General features: G+C 63.4%; 19 protein-coding genes and 1 pseudogene. 7 read left to right on the top strand and 13 right to left on the bottom strand.

Translation table 11 applies throughout. The annotated features are described in order from the left end of the window. Positions 1-7: 7 nt before the first annotated feature. Positions 8-2,524 (bottom strand): UvrD-helicase domain-containing protein, encoded by a 2,517-nt coding sequence (locus QQ992_RS10250; RefSeq protein WP_286113268.1) that lies wholly within the window; start codon positions 2,522-2,524, stop codon positions 8-10. A gap of 174 nt (positions 2,525-2,698) precedes the next feature. Between QQ992_RS10250 and QQ992_RS10245 the strand changes: the two genes are divergently transcribed. After that, positions 2,699-3,397: a pirin family protein gene (locus QQ992_RS10245; RefSeq protein WP_060497192.1), complete on the top strand. Its 699-nt coding sequence runs from the start codon at positions 2,699-2,701 to the stop codon at positions 3,395-3,397. Between the two features lie 158 nt (positions 3,398-3,555). Here QQ992_RS10245 and QQ992_RS10240 read toward each other — a convergent pair whose 3' ends face one another. The 7 genes from QQ992_RS10240 to QQ992_RS10210 all read right to left on the bottom strand — a co-directional run bounded on the left by QQ992_RS10240 (position 3,556) and on the right by QQ992_RS10210 (position 9,149). Beyond that, complete coding sequence (locus tag QQ992_RS10240; protein ID WP_177410319.1) at positions 3,556-4,455, bottom strand: SphA family protein; 900 nt, start codon at positions 4,453-4,455, stop codon at positions 3,556-3,558. Positions 4,456-4,530: 75 nt separating this feature from the next. After that, positions 4,531-5,592, bottom strand: a complete 1,062-nt coding sequence (locus QQ992_RS10235; RefSeq protein WP_286113267.1) for an NADH:ubiquinone reductase (Na(+)-transporting) subunit F — start codon at positions 5,590-5,592, stop codon at positions 4,531-4,533. Positions 5,593-5,603: 11 nt separating this feature from the next. Next, positions 5,604-5,963 (bottom strand): phenol hydroxylase subunit P4, encoded by a 360-nt coding sequence (locus tag QQ992_RS10230; RefSeq protein WP_016714637.1) that lies wholly within the window; start codon positions 5,961-5,963, stop codon positions 5,604-5,606. A gap of 64 nt (positions 5,964-6,027) precedes the next feature. Beyond that, on the bottom strand, positions 6,028-7,542 hold the full coding sequence (locus QQ992_RS10225) for an aromatic/alkene/methane monooxygenase hydroxylase/oxygenase subunit alpha (protein ID WP_104834531.1): 1,515 nt from the start codon (positions 7,540-7,542) through the stop codon (positions 6,028-6,030). A gap of 32 nt (positions 7,543-7,574) precedes the next feature. After that, positions 7,575-7,844, bottom strand: a complete 270-nt coding sequence (locus QQ992_RS10220; protein ID WP_019097310.1) for an MmoB/DmpM family protein — start codon at positions 7,842-7,844, stop codon at positions 7,575-7,577. Then, positions 7,841-8,836, bottom strand: coding sequence for an aromatic/alkene monooxygenase hydroxylase subunit beta (locus tag QQ992_RS10215; RefSeq protein WP_286113266.1), 996 nt, complete (start codon positions 8,834-8,836; stop codon positions 7,841-7,843). Before QQ992_RS10215 ends, QQ992_RS10220 begins: the two co-directional genes overlap by 4 nt. Before the next feature lie 55 nt (positions 8,837-8,891). Then, a complete protein-coding gene (locus QQ992_RS10210) occupies positions 8,892-9,149 on the bottom strand; it encodes a phenol hydroxylase subunit (RefSeq protein WP_105948709.1) in 258 nt (85 codons plus the stop codon). Between the two features lie 374 nt (positions 9,150-9,523). Between QQ992_RS10210 and QQ992_RS10205 the strand changes: the two genes are divergently transcribed. Both QQ992_RS10205 and QQ992_RS10200 read left to right on the top strand, forming a co-directional pair. Continuing rightward, positions 9,524-11,212, top strand: coding sequence for a sigma-54-dependent Fis family transcriptional regulator (locus tag QQ992_RS10205; RefSeq protein ID WP_286113265.1), 1,689 nt, complete (start codon positions 9,524-9,526; stop codon positions 11,210-11,212). Between the two features lie 136 nt (positions 11,213-11,348). Beyond that, positions 11,349-14,120 carry an amino acid adenylation domain-containing protein gene (locus tag QQ992_RS10200; RefSeq protein WP_286113264.1) on the top strand — a complete coding sequence of 924 codons (2,772 nt, stop codon included), beginning with the start codon at positions 11,349-11,351 and terminating at the stop codon, positions 14,118-14,120. A gap of 48 nt (positions 14,121-14,168) precedes the next feature. Here QQ992_RS10200 and QQ992_RS10195 read toward each other — a convergent pair whose 3' ends face one another. From QQ992_RS10195 to QQ992_RS10180, 4 genes and pseudogenes are all read right to left on the bottom strand, one after another. After that, on the bottom strand, positions 14,169-16,019 hold the full coding sequence (locus tag QQ992_RS10195; RefSeq protein ID WP_286113263.1) for a DUF3857 domain-containing transglutaminase family protein: 1,851 nt from the start codon (positions 16,017-16,019) through the stop codon (positions 14,169-14,171). A 79-nt stretch (positions 16,020-16,098) separates the two neighbouring features. Continuing rightward, on the bottom strand, positions 16,099-16,584 hold the full coding sequence (locus QQ992_RS10190; RefSeq protein ID WP_286113262.1) for a cysteine hydrolase family protein: 486 nt from the start codon (positions 16,582-16,584) through the stop codon (positions 16,099-16,101). 60 nt (positions 16,585-16,644) lie between these two features. Then, a pseudogene (locus QQ992_RS10185) lies at positions 16,645-17,025 on the bottom strand (HipA domain-containing protein); the annotation flags it as partial. Positions 17,026-17,091: 66 nt separating this feature from the next. Then, positions 17,092-17,346, bottom strand: a complete 255-nt coding sequence (locus QQ992_RS10180) for a helix-turn-helix transcriptional regulator (protein ID WP_119369626.1) — start codon at positions 17,344-17,346, stop codon at positions 17,092-17,094. Between the two features lie 176 nt (positions 17,347-17,522). Here QQ992_RS10180 and QQ992_RS10175 point away from each other — a divergent pair, with 176 nt between their 5' ends. The 3 genes from QQ992_RS10175 (at position 17,523) to QQ992_RS10165 (ending at position 21,497) form a co-directional block, all read left to right on the top strand. After that, on the top strand, positions 17,523-18,041 hold the full coding sequence (locus QQ992_RS10175) for a sigma-70 family RNA polymerase sigma factor (RefSeq protein WP_105948315.1): 519 nt from the start codon (positions 17,523-17,525) through the stop codon (positions 18,039-18,041). Next, positions 18,038-19,009, top strand: coding sequence for a FecR family protein (locus tag QQ992_RS10170; protein ID WP_286113261.1), 972 nt, complete (start codon positions 18,038-18,040; stop codon positions 19,007-19,009). Before QQ992_RS10175 ends, QQ992_RS10170 begins: the two co-directional genes overlap by 4 nt. Before the next feature lie 97 nt (positions 19,010-19,106). After that, the gene (locus QQ992_RS10165; RefSeq protein WP_286113260.1) at positions 19,107-21,497 is read left to right on the top strand and encodes a TonB-dependent siderophore receptor; all 2,391 of its coding nucleotides are present in this window, start codon (positions 19,107-19,109) and stop codon (positions 21,495-21,497) included. A 6-nt stretch (positions 21,498-21,503) separates the two neighbouring features. Here QQ992_RS10165 and QQ992_RS10160 read toward each other — a convergent pair whose 3' ends face one another. Beyond that, entirely contained in the window at positions 21,504-22,415 is a 912-nt protein-coding gene (locus tag QQ992_RS10160) for a LysR family transcriptional regulator (RefSeq protein ID WP_286113259.1), read from the bottom strand. 194 nt (positions 22,416-22,609) lie between these two features. On the opposite strand from QQ992_RS10160, the gene QQ992_RS10155 reads away from it, so the two are divergent. Then, the gene (locus tag QQ992_RS10155) at positions 22,610-23,941 is read left to right on the top strand and encodes a dicarboxylate/amino acid:cation symporter (RefSeq protein ID WP_286113258.1); all 1,332 of its coding nucleotides are present in this window, start codon (positions 22,610-22,612) and stop codon (positions 23,939-23,941) included. The last annotated feature ends 37 nt before the right edge of the window (positions 23,942-23,978 follow it).

The raw sequence follows: 23,978 nt of genomic DNA, 5'->3' as shown, positions 1-23,978 counted from the left end.
GCGGCGCTCACTGGCCGCGCAGGTCTTCGAAGAAAGCCTGCCGGCCATCCACCTGGCTGGACGCCCGCGGGGCCGCCGCGGCTTCGCCGTTGGCGGCCTCCACATGCCAGTAGCAATGCTGCACCGCACGAGTCACCGCCACGTAGGCCAGGCGCTGTACTTCTTCCTTCTGCGCCGTATCGAACGCTTGGGCATCACCCGCCTTGCCCAGCCCGGCCTGGCGGTACACCTGGTTCTTGTAGGGCGAGCTGGTCAGGTACTGGCAGTCGCCCAGCATGAACACCGCATCGGCCTGCAAACCCTTGGCACTGTGGTAGGTCAGCTGGCGCAGCCGGCGCTGTTCGGCCGGCAGCGCCGCTTCGGCGTGCAGCACGCCTTGCAGGTGCTCGTTCATCAAGGCCCTGTCGCTGCCCTTGCGGTACAGCATCATCACCGTCTCGCCCCGCTGGTAGTGCTCCATCAGCGTTTCGCCCAGGGCGGCTTCGTCACGGTCGAACACCTTGACCGGCGACCCCGGCAGCTCGGCTGCGGGGCCACTGGCCCGGGCCTTCTTGCCGGCAATCGCCGGGGTGCCCTTGACCAGGTGCTCGGCCGCGTCGATCACCTGCTGCTGGCAGCGGTAGTTGTCGACCAGCATCACCCGGGTGTTGGCCGGCGACGGGAAGGCCTTGGTGAACTCCATGAAATACTTGGGCGAACTGCCACGCCAGCCGTAGATCGACTGCCAGTCGTCCCCCACACACAGCAGCGACGAATGCTGCGCATGGCGCCCGGTGTGCATGGCCGGGCCACGTCGGCGGATTTCGGCCAGACAGGCACGCAGCCAGCTGACAATCTGCGGCGACACGTCCTGGAACTCGTCGATCATCAGGTGCGCCAGTGGCCGCAGCAGCGGGTCGGGCAGCAGTTGCAGGTTTTCCGGGTTGTTCTCGCCAAACAAGGCGAACATGCGGTTGTAGCTCATCACCGGTGGCGACTGGTCCAGCAGGTGCGCTTCCAGGGCTTTCCAGTACAGGGCCAGGGCCTCGAAGAACAAGGCATCGCTGTCGCCCGACGGGAAACTCATCGCCGCCACCGCGTTATTCACGTCCAGGCCAAGGTTCTCGATGAAGTTGGCCGCACCGACAAAGGCATCCAGCAGTGGCGCCGGGGCCAGCTCACCCTTGACCTTGTACTCGAACCCCGGGCCAGCCACGGCATCACCCGCCAGCGAGGCCGCCAGGCGCCGGGCCATGGCGTAGTTGTCCAGCCAGATCAGCGGCCGGTCGCAGAAGGCCTGCAACAGGGTGCGCTTGACTGCCCACTCGGCACGCACTGCCAGTTTGGCGCCGGGGCGCTGGTACTGGGCACTTTCTGCGGGGTCGAAGCCCAGCACCACCCAAGGCCCCTGGCCTTCCAGCCGGCCATGCACATGAAAGCGACTGCCACGGATGTCGACGGTTTCGCGGCAGGGTTCGATGCCCTTGATCGGCCAGGCGCCAGCGGCGAACCACAGGTCCTCGATCACATCGCACAGCTCTTCGTCGCGCTGGGCCGCCAGCTGCGTTACCTGTGCGCGCTTCTGCACATCGGGGTTGTTCGGGTCCAGTGGCTTCAGTTGCAACGCTTCGCTGCGCAACAGGCCGACCAGTTCGGCAAAACGCGGGCTCTCGCCCAGCAAGCTGCTGTAGCACTGGTTCAGTTGCTGGCGCTGGGCATCGTTAAGGCGCAGGTCGAACGGGTTGCTGTCGGCTTCGGCCTCACGCCCGGCGGGCATCTCGTTGCCCAGCGTCTCGAATGCGCGCACCTGGCCGAAACCCGGCAGGCTGCGCACCAGCGGCAGAATGCGCGAATGGAAGGTGCGCACCAGCTCGCGTGCCTGCACCGGTTGCAGGTTGATCTGCCACAGGGCGAACACTTGCAACAGGCGCTTGATGAAGTCCTTGCGCGACTCGCGGGTAAACGTGACCACGGTCATCGCGTCCAGCTCGTAGCCCAGGTAATGGCGCAGCAGCAAAATGCGCAGCACCAGCGACGTGGACTTGCCGGCACCGGCACCGGCCACCACGCAGGTGGACGGCGTGTCGCTGAAAATCAGCTTCCATTGCGCGGCACTGGGCTGGGCCTCGGCGGGCAGACGCTGGGCCACATCAGCCTTGAAGCGTTTTTTCAGCTCGGCCGTCAATGGCAGGCGCCAGTCATCGAACAGGTTATCGTCCTGGCCAGGCACGGCGACGGTGTCGGGGCGGGTATCGCGAATAACCAGCACCTGGCGACCGGCCTCGTAGCCTTCCACCCGACCGCGCTCGAAGCCTTCGCGCTCACCCTCGGCATGGCCCGTGCGCTGGCCGCTGGCGTGGCCGAGGAACCAGGAGTCGCGGTGCTGAGCCTGCAGACGGGTCAGGCCACGCCCCAGCAGGCGGGCGACCAGGCGGCGAAACCAGGGCAGTTGGGCGGGCGGGGTAAGGTCGGCGGGGGCCTGGGGTTGCTCGTGGGCCACGGTCACTCCGTTGAAAAACAAAATCAGCGGGCATGTTCGCTGCATCGACGGAAAATCGCCAGCGAATGCTTGCAGATCAGTGGATTAGGCGATGAAGCGAAGAAAGGTCGGCAGAAATAACATCTATTAAACCGATTGTTTTAAGCCGATATTTACGCTTATTTTCGATGTTTCTTTAGCGCATCATGGCGTCATTCCACTGATTCAAGGAGCACGATCATGCTGCAACTGAGACCGTTCGACAGCCTCGGCCACGCCAACCATGGCTGGCTCGACGCCCACCACCATTTCTCGTTTGCCGAGTACTACGACCCGGCGCGCATGCACTGGGGCAACCTGCGGGTATGGAACGACGACCTGATCGCAGCCGGCAGCGGCTTCCCGCCGCACCCGCACCGCGACATGGAAATCATCACCTATGTGCGTGAAGGCGCGATCAGCCACCAGGACAGCCTGGGCAACAAGGGCCGCACCGAAGCCGGTGACGTGCAGGTAATGAGCGCCGGTACCGGCATCGTGCACAGCGAGTACAACCTGGAGGACGTCGATACCCGTATCTTCCAGATCTGGATCGTGCCGGAGCGCACCGGTGAAGCACCGCAGTGGGGCTCCCGGCCGTTCCCCAAAGGCGAACGTGGTGAAGGCTTCGTGACCCTGGCCAGCGGCCGCGTGGGCGATGAAGACAGCCTGCAGATCCGCACCGATGCGCGGCTGGTGGCTGCTACCTTGCGTGCTGGGGAAACCGCCGAGTACCGCTTCGATGCCGCACGCCGGGGTTACCTGGTGCCGGCCAAGGGGCTGGTGGAGGTGAACGGGTTGCGGGCCAAGGCACGTGATGGCGTGGCGATCGAGCAGGAAGAAGTGCTGCGGGTGACCGCCATCGAAGACAGCGAGATCGTGCTGGTAGATGTGGCCTGATGCATCGGCCAGTACAGGCAGCCTTGTAATGCCTGCACTGGCCTCATCGCCGGCAAGCCAGCTCCCACAGGGACTGTGCAGGCTTTAGATCAATCTTCTGCCTGCGCGATCCCTGTGGGAGCTGGCTTGCCGGCGATGGGCTGCGCAGCAGCCCCCTTTCAGAAGGGCAAGGTCAGCTTCAACCAGTAAGCATCACCCTGGGCGCGGTTGCGCACTTCGGTTTCCTTCGACCACTTCGCCGTCACGAACCAGCCATCCTTGCCGCTGTACTTGATCGACGGGCCGATGGCAAAGCTGCGCCCCTTGTTGTCTTCGATACGCTCACCGTCCTGACGGTCGTCAGTCGTCTGCCGGTAGTAATACCCCCCTACCCCCAGCACCCAGCCATTCCCAAGCCCCCACCCCACGGCATAGTCCACATGAAACTCCTGTCCCGAACGGTAATCGGTGGCCGGGTTGCGCCGGTTGAAGTCGTACATCACCTTGGCATCCAGGTTGAGCCCGGCCGGGTCGATGTAGCTCATCGCGTACACCGGCTCGAACACCCAGTAATTGCGGCCGGGGTTGGCCAGGTCGTTCTTGTCGTAACGCCCGGTGGGGGCAATCATGTCGAAGGCCAGGATGCTGTGGAACTTGTCACTGTGGTGAAAGCCCAGCGCCGGGCCGAAGATCACGTCGCCCAGGCCGCTGTTATGCTGCGACTGGCCGTTGAGCGACACCTTCAGGTCTACCAACGGCACGATGGCATGCAACGCCAGGCTGCCGCCCAGCACGGTGTAGTCACTCACCCAGATCAACCGCGGCACGATGGCGTTGGCACGTACACGAAAGTCCACCGGCAGTTTGCGCCCGTCGTTGCCACGCAGGTTGTCGGCTTCGTAGTGGTTGACGAACAGCTGGCCATAAAAACCCGGTGGTGGCATGGCGCCGGACATGTAGTTTTCGGCACCGAGCGGGTAGGACGTGCCGCCGCCTTCGGTTGCATGGGACAGGTTGGCAGCGCCGAACAACGAGGCGCACACGGCAAGGCGCAGCAGGTTTGCAAGGGTCGGGGTCATCGGGTCAACCTTTTTTGTTGTTATCGGTCGGGTGCACGCCAGCCCCCTGTTGCCAGGGCGCCAGGCGTCAAAGGGTCAGATGCGTTTGAACAGGGCCGAACGCTGGCCTTCAGAGGCCCCATCAGCGGCGCTGTAGAAGCGCTCCATGAAGATGTCGCGCTCGAACAGGCGGCCCTGCATCAGGCAGGTGATGGCCGCGTCGATCATCGGTGGCGGGCCGCACAGGTAGGCTTTGTGGCCGTTGAAGCGGCCATCGAAATGCTGCCTGGCGGCGTCGTGCACGTAACCGCGCACACCTTGCCACTGCGCGTCTTCTGCAGCCTGGCTGAGGGCTGGCACATAGCTGAAGTTGGCATGGCGGGCAGCCAGCGCTTCGAACAGTTCGCGGTTGTACAGCTCGGCACGGGTACGGGCGCCCTGGAACAGGGTGATGCGGCGGGTATCGCCACGGGCCAGCAAGTCGAGAATCATCGACTGCGGGCTGGAAAGCCCCGAGCCGCCAGCGATGAAAATCAGGTCGCCCGGTTGGGAGCTGCGCACGAAAAACTGCCCGTAGGGGCCGGACAGCGCCAGCGCATCGCCCACCTTGAGCTGCTGGTGAATGTGCCCGGTGGCCACGCCGCCTTCCACCAGGCGCACATGCAGTTCCACCTCATCCGCCTGCTGGGGCGGGTTGGCCAGGGAAAATGCGCGGCTGCCTTCAATGCCTGGCAGTTGCAGGTTCACATACTGCCCGGCCTGGAAGGCCATCGGCCGGTCGAGTTTCAGGTGCACGCCGCGAATGGTCGGTGACAGTTCGACCAGCCGAGTGACTACGGCGCGGTAGTCCTGCACCGGCAGGCCGGCGAAGTCCGGGTCGACGTCGATGTCGGCCTCGATCACCAGATCGCTCTGCGGGATGGCACAACAGGCCAGCACCTTGCCCTCGTCGCGTTCCATGTCCATCAGGGCGAAGGACGAAGCGGCACCGAGGTCGACCTCGCCTTCCAGTACCTGGCACTTGCAGGTGGCGCAGGTACCGTGGCCACAGGCAAACGGCAGCCACACGCCTTGGCGCAAGGCGGCTTCGAGAATGGTTTGCCCCTCCTCTACTTCAATCTGTTCGCCAGTGGGTTCGATGGTGACTTGATAGCTCATGGCGGCATTCCTCAGTTGTGGCTGCCGCCCAGGCCTTCAAGGCCGGGGGTATGCAGGTGCAGCAGGCTTTTGTGGGTGATGCCGTTGGCCGCCAGGCCACGGGCCAGGTCGGGCGTGAAGGGCTGCTCATCCAGGCGCCACCGTGCCGTGGCGAAGTCCACCTGGGCGGCATCCGGGTGCAGGGCAATGGCCGGTTTGACCACTTGCTCGATGAAAGCGGCGAAGGGCAGCGCCGGGTCCACCGGCAGGGTGAACGGTGCGCAGAACAGCAGGTGGTTTTCCCAGCACAGGTACACCAGCTGGGCGCCGTGGAAGTTGGCCTGGCGGTCCAGGGGCTGGGCAGTGTAGGTGCCGATGGCAGTCACGGGCATGGCGTTGTTCCTCTTGTTCTTGTAGGGCCAGGGCGCATCAACGGCGCCCTGGTGGTTCGATGGCTCAGCCGGCCTTGCGCCCGGTGCCTTGCAGGGCCTGCCAGCGCTGCTGTTCGGGCGAACCCTGGTACTCGAAGTTGTCCTGCCCGGGGTCGATGTTGTAGTAGTCGCGCACCACCGCTTCGACATCGCCGCCACCGCAGTTGCCCTGCAGGATCTGATGCACCGGCAGCCAGGCCTGCACATACTTGTCCGGCTCGAAGGCGAAGATGTCGCAGCAGCCATCGGAGCAGAAGTGGTAGCGCTCGCCCTCATGCACCAGGCTGCGATGGCTCAGTTGCGTGGGCGCATCCGGCTCGGTGAAGGCCAGCGGGATCTGGCAGATCTGGCACAGCATCGGCAGCGTCGGGTTGTAAAAGCGCTCACCGCGCGCCTGCAGCTCGCGCCAATGCTCGTAGCGCGGCCGGTAGTAACGGTCGAAGGTGTCCGGGTACTTGGCCGACAGCCAGTCCAGCTCCTCGTCGGTGGGGATCCAGGTGTGGAAGTTGGTGGCCTGGCTGTACTGGTAGAAGATCGACCAGGCCTGATGGCTGATGTGTTCCTTGCCGATGGTGGTCTGCTCGACGTACTTCGGCGGGCGAATGCCGTAGCGTTCCAGGTCCTTGAACAGCGCGCCACCGGCCTGCTCGAAGTACACCTCCCAGGCTTCGGCCCAGGACATCACCTTGTTGGGCAGCATGTAGTCCATCATCATCCCGACCAGGGTCAGCAGCCGGTAACCGCGCCAGAACCATTTGTCGATCCAGCGCTGCACGATCGGCACGTTGTCCTCGTGTTGCTCCAGCAGGAACTTGATCACCTCCAGGCCCAGGGTCATGTGCCGGGCTTCGTCGGACTGCGCCGAGAAGCCGAAGGTGACCGTGGCCATGTCACCGTTGAACGCGGCACCCGACATGAACGGCACGAACAACAGGTTGGTCAGCACGTACTCGAACGAGAACGAAATGGCGGTGAGGAACTCGAACGGGCCGGCTGTGCGCGCATCTTCGAAGAACGACTTGGGCACCGACAGGAACCACACCCGGTCGTGCATGTGGGCGAAGTCATGCAGGCCGTTGAAGTGCTTGTTGTAGTGGCTCATGGCGTGCACCTGGGTCTGCACGTGGCGCAACTCGTCGATGGCCTGCATCTGGCAGGCCACCCGTGCGCCGGCGCCACCAAAGTGCCGGCCGACACGGGCGAAGCCCTGGTAGGCCTGGTACTCCAGCGGGGTGACGCCGCTCAGGAACAGTTTCAGGGCGTTCACGTAGCGGGCATCGGAGATGTTCTGATGGCCGTTGTTCTGGGCGAAGGCATCGAAGATGGCGTACAGCTTCTTCTCTTTTTCGGCCTGGTACTTCCAGTAGGCGTCCATGGTCAGGCGGAACGGGTCTTCCCACTTGTCCCAGTCGGTGATCTTGATGCCCTCGAACCGCTCGTAGGGGTAGATGGCGTCTTTGCTCTGGTAGCTGGGCTCCCAGCCCAGGTCGCGGGTCAGGCAGCGATACTTGTCTTTCTGGTTGAGGCGCTTGGCGGCCATGGTGGTCTCCCTTGTTCTTGTCGTTGTGCGGATCAGTTCCAGTGCAGGGCGAAGCAGTCTTCGTCTTCCTCGACGTTGCCGCCGAGGGTGATCACGTCGATCAGCATTTCCTGCACGTCCCATTCGCGGCCGATCTTTTCCTCCACGGTGGCGCGGTGGATTTCCAGGCGCCCTTCGGCCTGCACGCGGATCATCGCCGGCTGGTGCTGCACCTGGGCATGCGGGTTGTCCTGGGTAATGGCCTCGACGATGTAGCGGGCGCTGTCGTTGTCCTGGAAGGCGATGTACACGAGGGAAGTCATGCGGCGTCTCCACTGAGGCCAAGTTTTTTCAGGCGTGCGCCAAAGGCGCTGTCACAAGCATCCAGCGCGTCACGGCCTGGGCCGGCCTCGGCCAGCGGCAGCAGCGCTTGCACGGCACGGCTGCGCCATTCACACACCCAGCCTTCGATCAACTCACGGTTGTATGGGCTTTCGGCTGCGGCCGTCTTGACCAGCGCATCGACCCAGCGCTGGCTTTCGGCAAACCACAGGCGCATGAACTCGGTGAGCATCCCCAGCTGCCCTGCCCCGATGGCCACCAGCTGCGCATCGAAGTGTTCGAACAACAGCGGGTACAGCAGGCCGTCGCTGACCAGGTTCTGCGCCAGGCTCAGCTCGAACCAGTCACGCACCACCAGGCTGTCCTCTACGTAGCGGCGCAGCCCTTGCCAGGCCGGCTCGTCCAGCCAGCGCTGCTTGGCCTCGGCCAACAACGCCAGGCCGTCGTCCTCCAGCAGCAGGCCGATGCGCGACAGGTACTGGGCAATGGCCAGGCGGTCCATGGCGTGGAACATGTGCATCTGGGTGACGCTGGTGCCGAACGCGTCGGCGGCAATGCCGCTGTTGTTCATGTTGGCGCCCAGCTCGGCATGGCGCAGCGGCAGCAGCAGGCGCGCGACCAAAGCACGGGTTTCGGCCGGCAGGCTGGCCAGCAGCTCACGCTTTTCGCTGAAGGCAAAGCTGTGCTCGGCGTTTTCCTGCATGCGCGCCCGGGCTTGCACGTAGGCGCCGTAGTAGTACTGGCGCGGGTCGCTGACGGCGTACCAGTCAGCCATCTGCACGGCGGTACGGCTGGGGTCGTTGAGCAGCTTGTCGGGCTGCCACAGCGGGCGGTAGTGGAAGTTGGTGGCGGCCTCGATGTCGAAGCTGGCTTCCTGGTAGCGGCTGGCCGGCTTGTCACCGAAACGGCGGCGGATGTGGCTGAAGGTCTGGCGGATCGGCTCGACCGTGGCCGTCTTGATCTCGATACTCATGCAAGGCGTCCTGTACTTGTTGTTGTGGGAATGCAATGCGCCAGCAGGCGGCGCGCTACTCGTCCGCGTCGCGGCTTTCGCCATAGCGCCACTTGCGCATGTCGGCATCGACGGCAGCAGCCATCGCAGCGTCCATGTGGCGCACCCGGTTGCTGGCGCAGAAGCTGGCGAAGGCCGTGCGCGGCAGGACCAGTTCGACGAACAGGTCCGGGTAACCGATGGCAAAGTCGAACTCGACGAAGGCGGCGTCCGGCTCGCTACGTACGCGGACGTAGCGCGGCATTTGCTCGAAGGTGGTGGTGGTTTGAGTCATGCACGGGTGCTCCGGTTGGACGTGCCAAGGGCTAGAGCAACGGCTGTGCCAGGCGCTTTGAAATCGCCGAAAATGAAACTCAACCAATTGTTTTTAAAAGGTTTTATTTTGTTCAAGCGTTAGCCTGAGGCAGCGCTATGCACGCGTTGCTGGCTGCCCATTTGATCATTTGCTCAATCGCGCCTGCACGGTTTGAGCAAATGGCAAACGTTACCGGTGATTGACTTTTGCGCCGCTTTCAGGCGGTTTAGAAAAGAGAACGACCCGGGCCTTGCCTGCAGACTGCGGTCGTCCCGGCGTGACCAGCAAACCCGCCTTGCCTGAGCGGGTGCACGCCGATTCCCCATACAACTACAAACAAGGGGCGCAAGCGAATGATTACCCAGTACAGGGCGCCGGAACCTGCGCCGGCGCTGAAGGACCTGACCGAACGGGTACGATTTGAAGGCACCGAAGGCAAGATCTGGCTGGACGAGCAGCGCATGCTGCTGGTGCAGGCCGCAACCATGGCCAGCATGCGCCGCGAGCTGATCGAAATGCTTGGCGTGGAGCGGGCCAAGGGCTTTTTCCTGCGCCTGGGCTACCAGTCGGGGCTGAAGGACGCCGAGCTGGCGCGCAAACTGCGGCCCAATGGCAACCCGGTGGACATGTTCTTCATCGGCCCGCAACTGCATTCGCTCAAGGGCATGGTCAAGGTGCGCCCGCTGCAGCTGGAAATCGACCTGGACAACGGCCACTTCTACGCCGACATCGAATGGCAGGACTCCTTCGAGGTGGAAAACTGCCAGTCCGAAGCCCTGCATTCCGAGCAACCGGTGTGCTGGATGCTGCTCGGTTACGCCATCAGCTACAGCTCGTTCTTCCTCGGCCGCCAGGTGCTGTACAAGGAGGTCAGTTGCCGTGGCTGCGGTGGCAGCGAATGCCGCATCATCGGCAAGCCGGTGGAGCAATGGGAGGATGCCGACACCTTCCTGCGCTACTTCCAGAGCGACCCGGTGATCGACGAGCTGCAGTCGCTGCAGGTACAGGTGGCCAACCTGCGCCAGCGTCTGCAGTACGAGTCGGGGCAGTTCTACGGCATCGGCCAGTCGGCGGTGTACCGGCGCTGCTGCGCACTCACCGACAAAGTCGCCCCTGGCAAGGCCTCGGTGCTGTTGCTGGGCGAAACCGGGGTTGGCAAGGAAGTGATCGCCCGCAGCCTGCACCTGCGCAGCGAGCGTGCTGGCGCCGCGTTCGTGGCGCTGAACTGCGCGACCATACCGCCGGACCTGATCGAAGCCGAGCTGTTCGGCGTGGAGAAAGGCGCCTACACCGGCGCCCAGCAGGCACGCATGGGCCGCTTCGAACGGGCCAACGGCGGCACGCTGTTCCTGGACGAAATCGTCGAGCTCACCCCGCGCGCCCAAGCCAGCCTGTTGCGTGTGCTGCAGGAAGGCGAGCTGGAGCGCGTGGGTGACAGCCGCACGCGGCCGGTGGATGTGCGGGTGATCGCCGCCACCCACGAAAACCTCGAACAGGCCGTGAAGGATGGGCGCTTCCGGGCCGACCTGTTCTACCGCCTGAACGTCTTCCCGGTGCACATTCCGGCACTGCGCGAACGCCGCGAAGACATCCCGCTGCTGATCGAGCACTTCCTCGGCCGCCTGCACCACAGCTACGGCAAGAAAACCCGTGGGCTCAGCGACCGGGCGATGCAGGTGTGCCTGCAATACGACTGGCCGGGCAACATCCGCGAACTGGAAAATCTCATGGAGCGCGGGGTGATTATCACCGACGAGAATCAGAGCATCGGCCTCGACGCCCTGTTCCCGCATGCCCCTCCGGCTTTCGACAGTATCGGACTGGGCAGCGATGGCCGGCTGGTGGCAGGCGGTGACCAGGCTTCGCCCGGCTGGGTGGCGCAGATTCTCGACAGCGGTACAGGCCTGGACGCTGTCGAGGAGGCGCTGATGCAGGAGGCCATGCAGCGCTGTGGGCAGAACGTTTCCGAAGCCGCCCGCCTGCTCGGCATGACCCGCCCTGCCTTGGCCTACAGGCTGAAGAAGGCACCCGAAAAACCTTGAACATTGGCGCAACAGGTTGAGATTTTGGGGCTGCCATGCAGCCCCGACTATCGCTCGGCGTTGGCGCCATCGGCCACCCTGCACTAGCGTTGTGCTACCAGCCAGCCCCAACGTTCATGCGGAGCCCTTACCCATCATGCCGGACCTGCGCCCGAACCCGACGCTGCGCCTGGAGTACCGTACCGAGCAGCCCATTCACCACGCCTTCCTCGAGCAGGCCGGTCGCTGCCCGGATGCCACCGCCATCATCGCCCAGCACACCAGCTGCAGCTATGCCCAGCTCGCGCAGATCAGCCAGGGCATTGCCGCCTATCTGGTAGAAAACGCTGCCAGCGGCACCGATCGTGTGGTCATCGTCGCCAGCCGTTGCGCCGCCCTGGTCTACGCCATGCTCGGCTGCCTGCGCGCAGGCCTGGCCTTTACCGTGGCCGACGCCGCCTACCCTCCTGCGCGCATAGCGCAGATCGTCCGCACACTGGGGCCGGCCGTGGTCCTGCGTTGTGGCGAGGCGACCGTCGATACCGACTGCCCGCTTGTCGTCACGGTGCCGCAAGCCCCCGCTGACGCACTGCAAGCCTTCCCCAGCCTGCCTGTGGCGCTGCCCGCCGTAAACCCCGAACACCCCGCCTACATCACCTTCACCTCGGGCAGCACCGGTGAACCCAAGGGCATCGTCACCCACCACGCGCCGCTGGTGCACTTCATCGACTGGCATGTACACCAGCATGGCTTCAACCAGGCCGACACCTTCTCCCTGCTTTCTGGCCTGGGCCACGACCCGGTGTACCGCGACGTGTTCACGCCTCTGTCGATCGGCGCGACCATCGCCTGCCCTGCTCAGGCAAGCCTGACCGACCCGTCCCGGCTGGCCAGCTGGATTCACCAGCACAACGTGAGCGTGATCCACCTCACCCCGCCACTGGGCAAGCTGATCGAAACCGGCGCACACATGAATGGCCAGGTGCTCGACCGGCTACGCTACCTGTTCTGGGGCGGCGATGCGCTCAGCCCGGCGCTGTACCAACAGATCCGCGCCATTGCGCCCAACGCCGTCAACGTGAACTTCTACGGCACCACCGAAACACCACAAGCAATGGCCTTCCATACGCTCGACCCGCACGCCGACAATGCGCGTGTCCCGTTGGGCAAGGGCATCGCCAATGCACAGTTGCTGGTGGTCAACCCGGCCAACCAGTTGGTCAGCGAAGGGGAAACGGGCGAAATCCTGATCCGCAGCCCCTACCTGTCCCAAGGCTACTGGGGCGACCCGGCACTGACCGAGGCCAAGTTCGTCGCCAACCCGTTCACCGGCGACCCAAGCGACCGCTGCTACCGCACGGGTGACCTGGGCACCTACCTGGCCGATGGCAGCGCCCGTTTTCTGGGACGCGGCGACAGCCAGGTGAAAATCCGTGGCCATCGCATCGAACTGGCGGAAATCGAAAACGCCATCACCCGCCACCCGCACATCGGGCAATGCGTGGTCGTGGCCAACCACGACAGCGCCTCGATCCGACTGGTTGCTTACTGCGTCAGCCGCACGCCCACCACCGCCAATGAACTGCGCCATGCGCTCAGCGGCCAACTGCCGGACTACATGGTGCCGGCGCTTTTCGTGTTTCTCGATGCCTTGCCGCTCACCCCAAACGGCAAGCTCGACAAACGCGCCCTGCCTGCACCCTTTGACGACACGGCCAACGTGCTCCTGTCCCCACTGGCGGAAAAGCTGAGCACCGCCTGGGCGCGCATTCTCCAGGTGCCACGCCTGGACGCCAGGTTGAGTTTCGTCGAGCTGGGCGGCGATTCATTGTCGTTCGTGCAGGCCTCACGCGTGCTGGAGGAGCTGATCGGTCACCTCCCTGAACGTTGGGAAACCCTGCCGGTGTACCAGCTGGCCGAGCTGAGCGCACCGCCCAAGGGCCCTTGGCGGGTGATGGAAATGCCGGTGTTCGTGCGCATGCTCGCCATCATCCTGATCGTGGTCGGCCACCTGAGCGAGTTCGACCACTGGCTGATCGTGGGCGAAACGTCGGTGCTGTTCCTGGTTTCCGGCATCAGCCTGGCGCGGTTCCAGCTCAAGGCCATCGAAGAACGGGGCGATGCGCGCACACTGCTCAGGTCGCTGGCAGCCATCGTGGTGCCAACGGTGCTGTACACCGCGCTGATCCAGTTGGTGTTCGACCGGCTGCACTGGCAATCGCTGCTGTTGGTTTCCAACTGGTTCCCGGCCAGCGAGGTCAGTGTGTTCAATTACTGGTACATCGAAGTGCTGGTGCAGATGATCCTGATCATCGGCCTGGTGTTGTCGATCCGGCGAGTACGACAAGTGGTCCTCGCCGACCCGTTCCGCTGCCTGATCATTGCGACCTGTGCGCTGGTGGCAGTGGATGTGCTGGTCAGCCGCTTCGTGTTCGACGCCGGTGCGCTGTTCAACCGGGTACCACAGCACTTCCTGGCCGTCATGGTGTTGGGCATGGCGGTGCACCATGCCGACACTACCGCGCGTAAATGGGTGGCCAGCGCGGTGGCGGTGCTGGTGGTCGGCGAGCTGGACCTGATGGCGATTGCTGGCGTGGGCTGGCAGGCGTTCTCGCGCTATATCGACATTGCCCTGCCGGCGATGCTGGCCCTGATCTGGGTGCGCTCGGTACCAGTACCTGCCCTGGTGGCGCGGGCAGGTGCGGTGATTGCCTCGTCAACCTTGTATATCTACCTGACGCATTTCCAGTTCCAGTCGCTGGCAGACCGTATTTTCAATCACCCGCTGTTCGAGGTAACCCTGGCACTGGCCGGCGGGGTGCTGGTGGCCTACTGCTGGAATACCCTGTTGCGCCTTCTATTCACCCGCCGGAACAAGCAGAAACCGGCGCGCGGAGCAGATGCAGCCGAGCGCGCCACCTCCGCTTGAGGCTGGGCAACTTTGGGGCCGCTTTGCGGCCCTGCTTGCTCAAACGGCCTACCCCGCCTGCACGATGATCTGGCTCTGCAGGTCGCGGACCATCGCCTCCAGCGCCGGTTTCATGGCCGTGAAATCCTCAGGCGTACACACCACGTCCGGCCGGCTGAACCTGAAACGCCGCTCCACCACCACCGCATTGCCCTCCTGGGTGTAGCGTGCGCTGTAGTCGACGTTGCCATCCTGCAACTTCACAGGTTTGGGAATCGCCAGCACATTGACCTGGGCCGGGAACTCGAAGCGCGAAGTTTCCACCACATCGTTGGAAATGCACACGAAGCGTTGGCTGCGTTCCTTCTCCAGCGTGAAGCTGTACACGCTCTGCGAAATACCGCCCGCCAGGCTGGTCAGGGTCACCACGCCCACCGGCCCTGGCAGGTTGACCAGGTTTTCCGTGTGCCCGTCCACGGTGCTGACAAAGTCGCCGTTGGCAGCAGGCGGTGCGACCTTGAACGAACCGCTGCCACGCTGGCCATAAGCAGCCAGTACTCTTTCCACCAGCATGTCGCGGTCTGCCGGCTTCATCAGTTTCACGCCAAAGCGGCTCATCTCGCTGGCCCAGCCCTTCACCGTCGACACGTGGGTGAAATCGGCGGCGCCATCGGCCTTGACCTTGAACAACAAGTCACTGGAAACCTGGTTCAGTTGCATGGCCGGGGTTTTGCCAAACTCGCCGGTGGCCGTCAGCAGCACGCGCTTGTTCAGCACGGTCAGCGGCAGGTAACCCGCTGCTATCGACGGGTCGGTCGAGTCCAGGTAAAGGTCCAGGCTCGGCACATAGGTGATCACATGGTTCAGTACACCCAAGGTCGGCACTTTGGGGAACACATAGGCATTGCCCTGGTTCACCAGCGCGGGTGTGCTCTTGATACCCGCCGCGCTCAACAGCGCTTCCAGCAGCGCGACATGGTCCTTGCAGTCACCGTAGCGGTTGTCCAGCACGGTTTGCGCGGCATGCGGCACTACCCCGCCAGCACCGACATACACCGCCACGTAGCGGATGTTCTCGCGCACCCAGTCACTGAGGACAAGCGCCTTTTCCCGCGCAGTGGGCAAACCCGCTGTCAGGCGCTTCGCCAGTTCGCTGATCTGTGGCGTGACCTCGACCGTAGCCCTGGCCTGATAAGCCTGGGCGAAATCCTTGAAGCCGGAGAAGGTCGAAACCGCCAGGTAGTGGCCGTAGTCCAGGTACGACACCGCCCCGGTCTCGATCCGCGCCCGCGCCGCCGGCACGTAGTCCCAGCGATGCACTGTGCGCCCTTGCCCGGTGGCAGGTGACGATGCCTTGAAGCCGCGGGCATCGGCCTGCAGCGGCATGTCCTGCGGCAAGTCATAGGTCAGCGAAAACTGCCCGACCGGGTGAAACTGCGGCGCGGTAATGTCTTCGAAGTGCCCTGGGAACAGCGGTGTCGTGCGGTTACGTTGATAACGCAGCACCAGCCGGTCGCCCACCGCCACCTCGGGGAAGATGACCACCTTGTTGACCGAGTCCTGGAACATCGGCGCCTGCGCAGAGGCGCGCTCCTGCTGCTCCTTGATGTGCGCGGCATCCACCTGCACTTTACGGCCGTCGGGCTTTTGCGTGTACGCCTCCAGCACCTCCAGCGTTTCTAACGAACGGTTGTAGCTTAACGGCTGTTCGGCATTGGCCTTGATGGCGCGCTCTTCGTTGATCAGCATGACGCTGTCTACATCCACACGGTAGCTGCCATCCTTCTGCACCACGAAGGTCTGCGCGGTCTTTTCCAGGGTGACAGAACGGTCAGTACCATCGGTAAAGGCGTGGGCAAGGTTGCCCCAGAGCATTGCAACAGGCAGCAGGACAGCTGCCAGGTAAGGCTTTTTCAGCATGGAGATCCTTCTCGATCAGCGGACAACAATCGACAATGATACTCATTGGCGCCCTCTGATGGCAAAGTGACTACATGCGTCAGGCCTGTCCGGCCAGTTCGGCCAGTACCTCTACCGAGGTAGTGACTTGACGGAAGTGATGCTGCCACAGTTCGATGCCCAGCTTGCCCGAACGGTCCAGCGAAGAGCCTACGGTCATGTCCGTCACCAGGGTAGGCGTCAGCCCCGCATCGAACAGGGCAAAGCCAGCGGCCAGCACGCAGGTTTCGGTCTGCAGCCCGCACACCAGCACCCGCTCTACACCCAGCTGCCGAATGTACTCGATAGCTTCCGCGCTCTGCCCGTAGCCATGCTTGATAAAGACCTGGTCGGCTTCGACCAGGCTCTCGTCCTCAGCCGCCGGGTGCCAGCCGAGTTGCCGCTCGAACGGTGTGACCTGTTCGTCATGCAACTCGACCGAGGCAATGGTGGGGATATTCGCTGACAACCGCCGCAAACCATCGACCAGCCACTCGGGCGGACTGAAGGTGGACTGGACATCGACGATGAGCAAAACCTGGCGCATAGCGTACTCCGGCCATTGGCAAAATGGCGGGGAGTATAACGCGTGGCCAGATCGGAAACCCTAGGCCACAATACTTCTGTTCATGCCCTGGGCCCACGCAGCGGCCATCTTCTCCCCTATGCACTCAAATGCCGGATGGCTGTTGCGATAATCTGATAACTCCGCCATCGCACGGTTGATGCCGACTTCGACTCTGTTGAGCAACTCATCGCAGCGCGCTTGTGTAAGGTTGCAGGCGGTTCGTCCGAACTGCACCAGCATCTTGCGTTTCGGCCAGGCCTTCGACCCACCCAGCAACAGCCCCATGATGTCGTGGCTGTTGTACACCGTCGTGGTCACCAAATCGTAAGCGGGTGCAAGCCGGATGTCGGCATCTTCCGCACAGTTCTCGTACAGCAGGCCGAAGTTCTTCAAGTGAGCATCGCCGTTCTGGATGCCCGCACATGTCTTCAAACCCGAGGTAGCTGTGTTCCGACAGCCTCACCGCTGGCGCCAATGTACAAACGATCACGCTGGCTGGTCATGGATACCCCCGGCCTTCAACTCGTCAAGGGTCTTGCGCCGACGCTTGGGCGTCGCCGTCAACTCGTAACCCAGGCCCTCAAGGATTGCGGCGACCTTGCGGATCCCGACTTCGGGAATCGTGTTGTTCTCGATGCCCGAGATGGTCGCCCGGCTCATACCATGCCGCTGCGCAAGTTGTGCCTGTGAAAGGCCAGCCTCCTTACGCAGTTTTTTTATCAGATTGCCTAGTTCATTCATACTTTAGTGCATCGAATACAGTGCAAAAAGAGAAAAACCTTGAAAGTGCATCGTATTCGATTCATTTGGCCTTGTATACCTCGTACTCCTCACGTATTGCCGTGCTCATCAACCCTGGCCTACTATTGCGAAAAATTCTCATATGAGACCTTGTCGCACAGCGAAAGGATGCCCCGATGTCGCGCCTCGACCCCGCCTACAGCCAGCAAGTCCACACCTACTACACCGCCCACCACGGCTGGATTCGCGGTTGGCTGCACAAGCGCCTGGGCAACGCCAGCGATGCCGCCGACCTGGCCCATGACGTGTTCGTGCGACTGCTGAGCAAGCCGCAGCAGTTTCAGACCGAACAACATGCGCGGGCCTACCTGAGCACCGTCACCCGTCACCTGTGCATCGACTTCTGGCGCCGCCAGCACTTGCAGCAGGCCTGGCTTGAAGCCCTGGCGGCCCTGCCTGAACCACTGGCGCCGAGCGAAGAAGAGCGCGCGCTGGTGTTCGAAGCACTGGAGCAGGTGCAGGGGATGCTTGCGCGCTTGCCGGAGAAGGTCTGCCAGGCCTTTTTGCTGGCTCAGGTCCAGGGGCTGGGCTACCGGGAAATCGCCCGGCAACTGAAGGTGTCCGAGCGCAGCGTGACCAAGTACATGGCCCAGGCGATGTACCAGTGCCTGTTGCTGGAACTGGACCTGCCATGATAGCCAGCGAGCGCCCGGACCACGCCACCTTGCAGGCCGCCGCGAACTGGTATGCGCAGTTGCTCGCCGCCCCGCAAGACGCGCAATTGCAACGGCGCTGGCAACAATGGCTGGGCGCCGCAAGCGCAAACCAGGTGGCGTGGGCCCATGTGGAACGCATCAGCCAGCGCTTTACCCCGCTGAAGCTGCAAGCCGATGCCTCGCTACAGGCATTGGGCAGAGTGCGCCGTACCGACCTCGACCGCCGACGAGCCGTTGGCCTGCTCGGTTTGCTGTGCGGCGGCGGCCTGCTGGCCTTGGCTGGCTGGCGTGTACCTGCCGCCCGGCAACAGCTGCTGGTGCTCAACGCCGACCAGCGCACCGCCACGGGTGAAATACGAAGCCTGCGCCTGCCGGACGGCGGCCTGGTGTGGCTGAACGGCTCGACCGCCTTGAACATCGACTACCGCGCCAACCTGCGCCGCGTGGAACTGCTGGCCGGCGAAGTGCTGGTAGAAACCGCCCACGACAGCCGTCCCTTCGTGATCGACACTCACCAAGGCCGCCTGCAAGCACTGGGCACCCGTTTCAGCGTGTGGCAGCGCGACCAGTCCGCACGCCTGAGCGTGTTCGACGGTGCGGTGCGCCTGCACCCCGCAGAGGGCACCGACAGCCTGGTAGTGGCTGCCGGCTGGCAGTCGGACTTCGACCGTCACGGTGCGCAAGCGCCGCGGGCGGTAGACGAATCACGCCAGGCCTGGCGCGAGGGTCGGCTGTTGGCCAGCGACATCAGCCTTGGCGAATTTGTCGAACAGCTGCGTGCCTACCTGCCCGGGCATTTGGGTGTCGACCCGCACGTGCGGGCGCTGCGGGTGATGGGCAGCTTCCCGGCCGATGACCCGGAACGCACCTTGGCCATGCTGGAAAGCGCATTGCCGATCAGGGTGCGTAAGACCTTGCCTTGGTGGTACAGCATCGAGCCGCGCTGAACGCGCACTTTTTTGCACGGGGGTGTTCCGGTTTTGCCGCGCTCGTTCGGATTAGCAGATGAACACCCAGCTTCATCTGCCCCCACAAGGAACACCCATGCCCCTGCTCCCGTTCACCTTGCGCCCACTGCTGCTGGCCCTGCCGTTGCTCGCTGCCACCACCGTGATGGCCGAAGAAACCACACGCCGCTGCGACCTGCCCTCTGGCCCGCTGACCCAGCAGCTCAACCGCCTGGCCAGTGCGGCCGGTATCTACATCGTCGGCGACGGCGCGCTCAGCCAAGGCAAGGCCAGCCACCCGCTGCAAGGTGACTACACCCCTGAGCAGGCGCTTGAGCGCATGCTGCAAGGCAGTGGCCTGGTCGCCGTACCCACAGGCGAACGCCAGTACCGCCTGCAACCTGCGGCACAAGACGCAGGCCTGCAACTGGCGCCGACCAGCGTAGATGCCCGCCGCGACAGTGCCTACGGTGCCGTGGACGGTTACCTGGCCACCCGCGCCAGCAGCGCCAGCAAGACCGACAGCGCGTTGCTGGAAACCCCGGCGTCCGTGTCGGTGGTAACGCGTGACCGGATCAAGGCCCAGGGTGCGCAGACCATTACCGAAGCCCTGAGCTACACCGCTGGCGTGCACACCAACGTGTCCGGCAACAACCCCACCGACAACACCTTGATGGTGCGCGGCTTCCAGCAGATCAACAGCGATGCCTACACCGACGGCCTGCGCAACAACAACACCGGCTACTACGCCCCAGAGCCGTTTGGCCTGGAGCGCATCGAGGTACTCAAAGGGCCTGCCTCGGTGATTTACGGCCAGGGTGAGCCCGGCGGCATGGTCAACCTGGTCTCGAAAAAACCGCTGTTCGCCGCCCACCGTGAAGTGGGACTGTCCCTGGGCAACCACGACCGCCAGCAACTGAGCCTGGATGTCGGCGACCTGCTCGACAGCCAGGGCACACTGGCCTACCGCCTGGTGATGCTCGGCCGCGATGCCGACAACGAAATCGACGGCATCAAGGACGACCGCCAGTACGTTGCGCCCAGCCTGACCTGGGCGCCCAACGAAGACACCAGCCTGACCCTGCTGGCGTCGTACCAGAAAAACACCAACCTGTTCACCTCGAACATGGCCTACTCATTGTTCGACGGTTCCAACCCCAACGGCCGGGTACCCCGCCACCGCTCGCTGAACGAGCCGGGCTTCGACCGCGAGCAATCAGAAATGAACAACCTGGGCTACGAGCTGAGCCACCGCTTCAACGACACCTTCAGCTTCCGGCAGAACTTCCGTTACAGCCACATGCACGGTTACCAGGACCAGTTGTTCCGTAACAGTGGCGTGATCAATGGCAACACCCTGGCCCGTTACTACGAACTGCGTGACTACGAAAGCGACAACTACACCCTGGACAACCAGCTGCTGGCCAACTTCAGCACCGGCCCTGTGCGCCATGACGTACTGCTGGGGGCCGACTACCTGCGCGGCCACCGCAACCAGGACGTGCAGCACGGCGACGCGCCGTCGATCAACATCTACAACCCGGTGCGCGGCGTAACCATCGACACTTCGCGCTACACCTCGCTGCTGTCCACCGCCCGCGACGACCGCCAGGTCGGGTTGTACCTGCAAGACCAACTGCACCTCGACAACTGGGTCGCCACCCTTGGCGTACGCCACGACTGGGCACGCCAGGACAGCACCAACCGCATCCTCGGCAGCCACCAGGTGATCACCGACGAGGCCACCACCGCTCGCGCCTCGTTCGGCTACAGCTTCGACATGGGCCTGTTCCCCTATGTGAGCTACAGCGAGTCGTTCAAGCTGGCCGCCGGCAACAGCTTCGACGGCTCTCCTTTCGAGCCGGAAACCGCCAAGCAATATGAAGTGGGCATCAAGTACCAGCCACCCGGCAGCGAAAACTACATCACGGTAGCGGCCTTCGACCTGCGCCGGCAGAACGTGGCCACCTCCGATGTCGATCACCCGGGTTTCAGCGTACAGCAGGGTGAAGTGACCTCACGCGGGGTCGAGGTGGAAGGCGTGGCCAAACCGCTGCCGGGGCTTAACCTGATCACGGCGTACACCTACAACGATGTCGAGGTAACCAAGGACAACCCGAACGCGCTGGGTGTCAGCAACAAGGGCAATGCGCCGGTCCGTGTGCCGCGCCACCTGGCCTCGCTGTGGGTCGACTACACCCTGCAAGGCGGGCCACTGGCCGGGCTGGGCGGCGGCCTGGGTGTGCGCTACACCGGCGCTACGTATGGCGATGCACAGAACACCTTTGAAGTGCCGGGCTACACCTTGGTCGATGCCATGCTGTCTTATGACTTCGGCAAGGCCAACAACAGCCTGCAAGGGTTGTCGGCGCAACTCAACGTGAAGAACCTGACCGACAAATACTACGTGGCCGGCTGCTTCGCCACGGTGGCCTGCCTGCTGGGAACGGGGCGTACCGTGACCGCCGACCTGACTTATCGCTGGTAGTCGACGCTATTGCCACGTCGCCTGGCTGTCGCCCTGTCGGAAGAACTGCCGTAAGTGCTCGACAAAACACGACACCTTCGCCGACAGGTTCAAGCGCTCCAGATACACCGCATAGATGTCTGCAGGCGGCGTTTGGTAATCGCCCAGCACCTCCACCAGGCGCCCGCTGCGCAGGTGATCGGCCAGGTTCCACTCGGCCCGCAGCAAGATGCCTTGCCCGTCCAGCGCCCAGTTCAGGGCCACTTCGCCGTCGTTGGTGCTGAGGCTGCCATGCACCTTCACCGACTCGCTCAGCTTGCCGCGGCTGAGCCGCCAGATGCCGAACGCGGCATCGTTCTGGCGCAACACGATGCAGTTGTGGCTGGCCAGGTCCTTGGGGGCTTGCGGGGTGCCGTGAGCCTCCAGATAGCCAGGCGCTGCACACAACCGACGGCGGTTGGCGGCAATCTTGCGGGCGATCAGGCGCGAGTCGGGCAGTTCACCAAAGCGGATGGCCACATCGATGGCATCGTTCGGCAACGCGATAGGACGGTCGGTCAGGTGCAGTTGCACCTCCACCTCCGGGAAGCGTTTGGCAAACGATGAAACTGCCGGCCCTACATGGGTACGCCCGAACCCCAACGGCGCATTGACCCGCAACAGGCCCTTCGGCTCGGCACGGCTGCTGGACACCTGCCGCTCCATTTCCTCGATTTCACCCAGTATTCGCCGGGCATTCACCAGGTAGGTCTCGCCTTCGGCCGTAAGGCTGATGCTACGCGTGGTGCGGTTGAGCAAGCGCACACCCAGGCGCTGTTCCAGCTGCGCCAGGCGTTTGGAAACGGCAGGCGGAGTCAGGTTCAGTTCGCGTGCGGTGCCCGCCAGGCTGCCCACCCGGATCAGTTGGGTGAAAAACGCCAGCTCCGATACCGGATTCATAATTAACCTGAGGGAAACAATGAGTTGAATTTCATTGTATTACAGCATTTTTGAAAAACCATTACCTTTTGCCCTGCGTGATTAACCACAAAAACGCTGGGCTCTTCGGCCGCCAAGGCCAGGTGTGACCTGCACCCCACAAGCAGCCCGGCCGCCCGATAAATCCGACTCACAACAATAATTCGGAGACGGCAATGGCCAAGCGATTGTTCGGCAAGCTTTACGTACAGGTATTGATCGGCGTAACCCTCGGGGTGCTGATCGGGGTGTTCTGGCCACAGGTTGGCGCAGACTTGAAGCCCGTCGGTGACGCCTTCATCAAGCTGATCAAGATGGTCTTCGCCCCGATCATCTTCGCCACGGTGGTGCTGGGCATCGCCAAGATGGAGAACATGAAGGAACTCGGCCGCGTCGGTGTACGTGCGCTGATCTACTTCGAAGTGCTGTCCACCTTCGCCCTGGTGCTTGGGCTGGTGGTGGTCAACATCGTGCAGCCCGGCCAGGGCATGAACGTCGACCCTGCCACACTCGACGCCAAGAGCATCTCCACCTACACCGCTGCTGCGGCCGGCAACAGTGGCGGCTTCATCGACTTCATGTTGCATGTGATACCCGGCAGCGTGACCGACGCCTTCGCCAAGAACGAGATCCTGCCGATCCTGCTGTTCAGCACCCTGTTCGGCATCGCCCTGTCCCACCTCGGCCCGCGCGGCAAACCGATGGTGGATGTGCTGGAAGCCTTTTCCCACGGCATGTTCTTCATCGTCGGCATGATCATGCGCGTGGCCCCGCTGGCCGCCTGCGGCGCCATGGCCTTCACCGTGGGCAAATATGGCCTGGGCTCGATCGTGTCGCTGGGCAAGCTGATGGCGACCATGTACCTGACCTGCTTCCTGTTCGTGGTGATCGTGCTGGGCGCCATTGCCCGGTTGTCGGGCTTCAACCTGTGGAAGTTCCTCAAGTACCTGAAGGAAGAACTGTTCACGGTACTGGGCACCAGTTCGTCCGAGTCGGTAGTGCCGCAACTGATGAACAAGCTGGAAAAAGTGGGCGTGTCCAAGCCGGTGGTCGGCCTGGTGATTCCCTCGGGCCTTACCTTCAACCCGGACGGCCAGTGCATCTACTACACCATGGCCGCCATCTTCATCGCCCAGGCCACCAACACGCCGTTGACCCTGATGGACCAACTGATCGTGCTCGGCGTGCTGCTGCTCACCTCCAAAGGCTCCGCAGGTGTGACCGGTTCGGGCTTCATCACCCTGGCCGCCACCCTGGCGACCATGGACAACATCCCGGTGGCCGGCATGGTGCTGCTGTTGGGCGTGGACCGTTTCATGTCCGAGGCCCGCGCCATCACCAACACCATCGGCAACGCCGTCGGCACCGTGGCCATCGCCCACTGGGTGGGTGCGCTGGACAAGCAACGCATGGCGCAGGTCCTGGACGGCCAACTGCCGGCAGAACCGCAAACCGCTACGCCGCACCCTGCCCTTGCACGCATGGAAGCCGGCACCCCCACACCCTGACCTTTCGATAACAGCAAGAACGAACCCGCCTTGTGAT

Origin of the sequence: Pseudomonas kurunegalensis (assembly GCF_030291635.1) — a bacterium.
Classification (GTDB): Bacteria; Pseudomonadota; Gammaproteobacteria; order Pseudomonadales; family Pseudomonadaceae; genus Aquipseudomonas; species Aquipseudomonas monteilii.
Note: the sequence above shows the minus strand (reverse complement) of the source record. Positions and strands in the feature narration are given on the sequence as shown.

What these genes read in the sequence shown, in the direction of transcription:
- QQ992_RS10235 (WP_286113267.1), bottom strand. Translation starts at nt 5,592, where the DNA reads ATGAGCTATCAAGTCACCATCGAACCCACTGGCGAACAGATTGAAGTA.
- QQ992_RS10215 (WP_286113266.1), bottom strand. Translation starts at nt 8,836, where the DNA reads ATGAGTATCGAGATCAAGACGGCCACGGTCGAGCCGATCCGCCAGACC.
- QQ992_RS10230 (WP_016714637.1), bottom strand. Translation starts at nt 5,963, where the DNA reads ATGCCCGTGACTGCCATCGGCACCTACACTGCCCAGCCCCTGGACCGC.
- QQ992_RS10195 (WP_286113263.1), bottom strand. Translation starts at nt 16,019, where the DNA reads ATGCTGAAAAAGCCTTACCTGGCAGCTGTCCTGCTGCCTGTTGCAATG.
- QQ992_RS10155 (WP_286113258.1), top strand. Translation starts at nt 22,610, where the DNA reads ATGGCCAAGCGATTGTTCGGCAAGCTTTACGTACAGGTATTGATCGGC.
- QQ992_RS10225 (WP_104834531.1), bottom strand. Translation starts at nt 7,542, where the DNA reads ATGGCCGCCAAGCGCCTCAACCAGAAAGACAAGTATCGCTGCCTGACC.
- QQ992_RS10170 (WP_286113261.1), top strand. Translation starts at nt 18,038, where the DNA reads ATGATAGCCAGCGAGCGCCCGGACCACGCCACCTTGCAGGCCGCCGCG.
- QQ992_RS10175 (WP_105948315.1), top strand. Translation starts at nt 17,523, where the DNA reads ATGTCGCGCCTCGACCCCGCCTACAGCCAGCAAGTCCACACCTACTAC.
- QQ992_RS10245 (WP_060497192.1), top strand. Translation starts at nt 2,699, where the DNA reads ATGCTGCAACTGAGACCGTTCGACAGCCTCGGCCACGCCAACCATGGC.
- QQ992_RS10190 (WP_286113262.1), bottom strand. Translation starts at nt 16,584, where the DNA reads ATGCGCCAGGTTTTGCTCATCGTCGATGTCCAGTCCACCTTCAGTCCG.
- QQ992_RS10220 (WP_019097310.1), bottom strand. Translation starts at nt 7,844, where the DNA reads ATGACTTCCCTCGTGTACATCGCCTTCCAGGACAACGACAGCGCCCGC.
- QQ992_RS10240 (WP_177410319.1), bottom strand. Translation starts at nt 4,455, where the DNA reads ATGACCCCGACCCTTGCAAACCTGCTGCGCCTTGCCGTGTGCGCCTCG.
- QQ992_RS10210 (WP_105948709.1), bottom strand. Translation starts at nt 9,149, where the DNA reads ATGACTCAAACCACCACCACCTTCGAGCAAATGCCGCGCTACGTCCGC.
- QQ992_RS10180 (WP_119369626.1), bottom strand. Translation starts at nt 17,346, where the DNA reads ATGAATGAACTAGGCAATCTGATAAAAAAACTGCGTAAGGAGGCTGGC.
- QQ992_RS10200 (WP_286113264.1), top strand. Translation starts at nt 11,349, where the DNA reads ATGCCGGACCTGCGCCCGAACCCGACGCTGCGCCTGGAGTACCGTACC.
- QQ992_RS10165 (WP_286113260.1), top strand. Translation starts at nt 19,107, where the DNA reads ATGCCCCTGCTCCCGTTCACCTTGCGCCCACTGCTGCTGGCCCTGCCG.
- QQ992_RS10160 (WP_286113259.1), bottom strand. Translation starts at nt 22,415, where the DNA reads ATGAATCCGGTATCGGAGCTGGCGTTTTTCACCCAACTGATCCGGGTG.
- QQ992_RS10205 (WP_286113265.1), top strand. Translation starts at nt 9,524, where the DNA reads ATGATTACCCAGTACAGGGCGCCGGAACCTGCGCCGGCGCTGAAGGAC.
- QQ992_RS10250 (WP_286113268.1), bottom strand. Translation starts at nt 2,524, where the DNA reads ATGCAGCGAACATGCCCGCTGATTTTGTTTTTCAACGGAGTGACCGTG.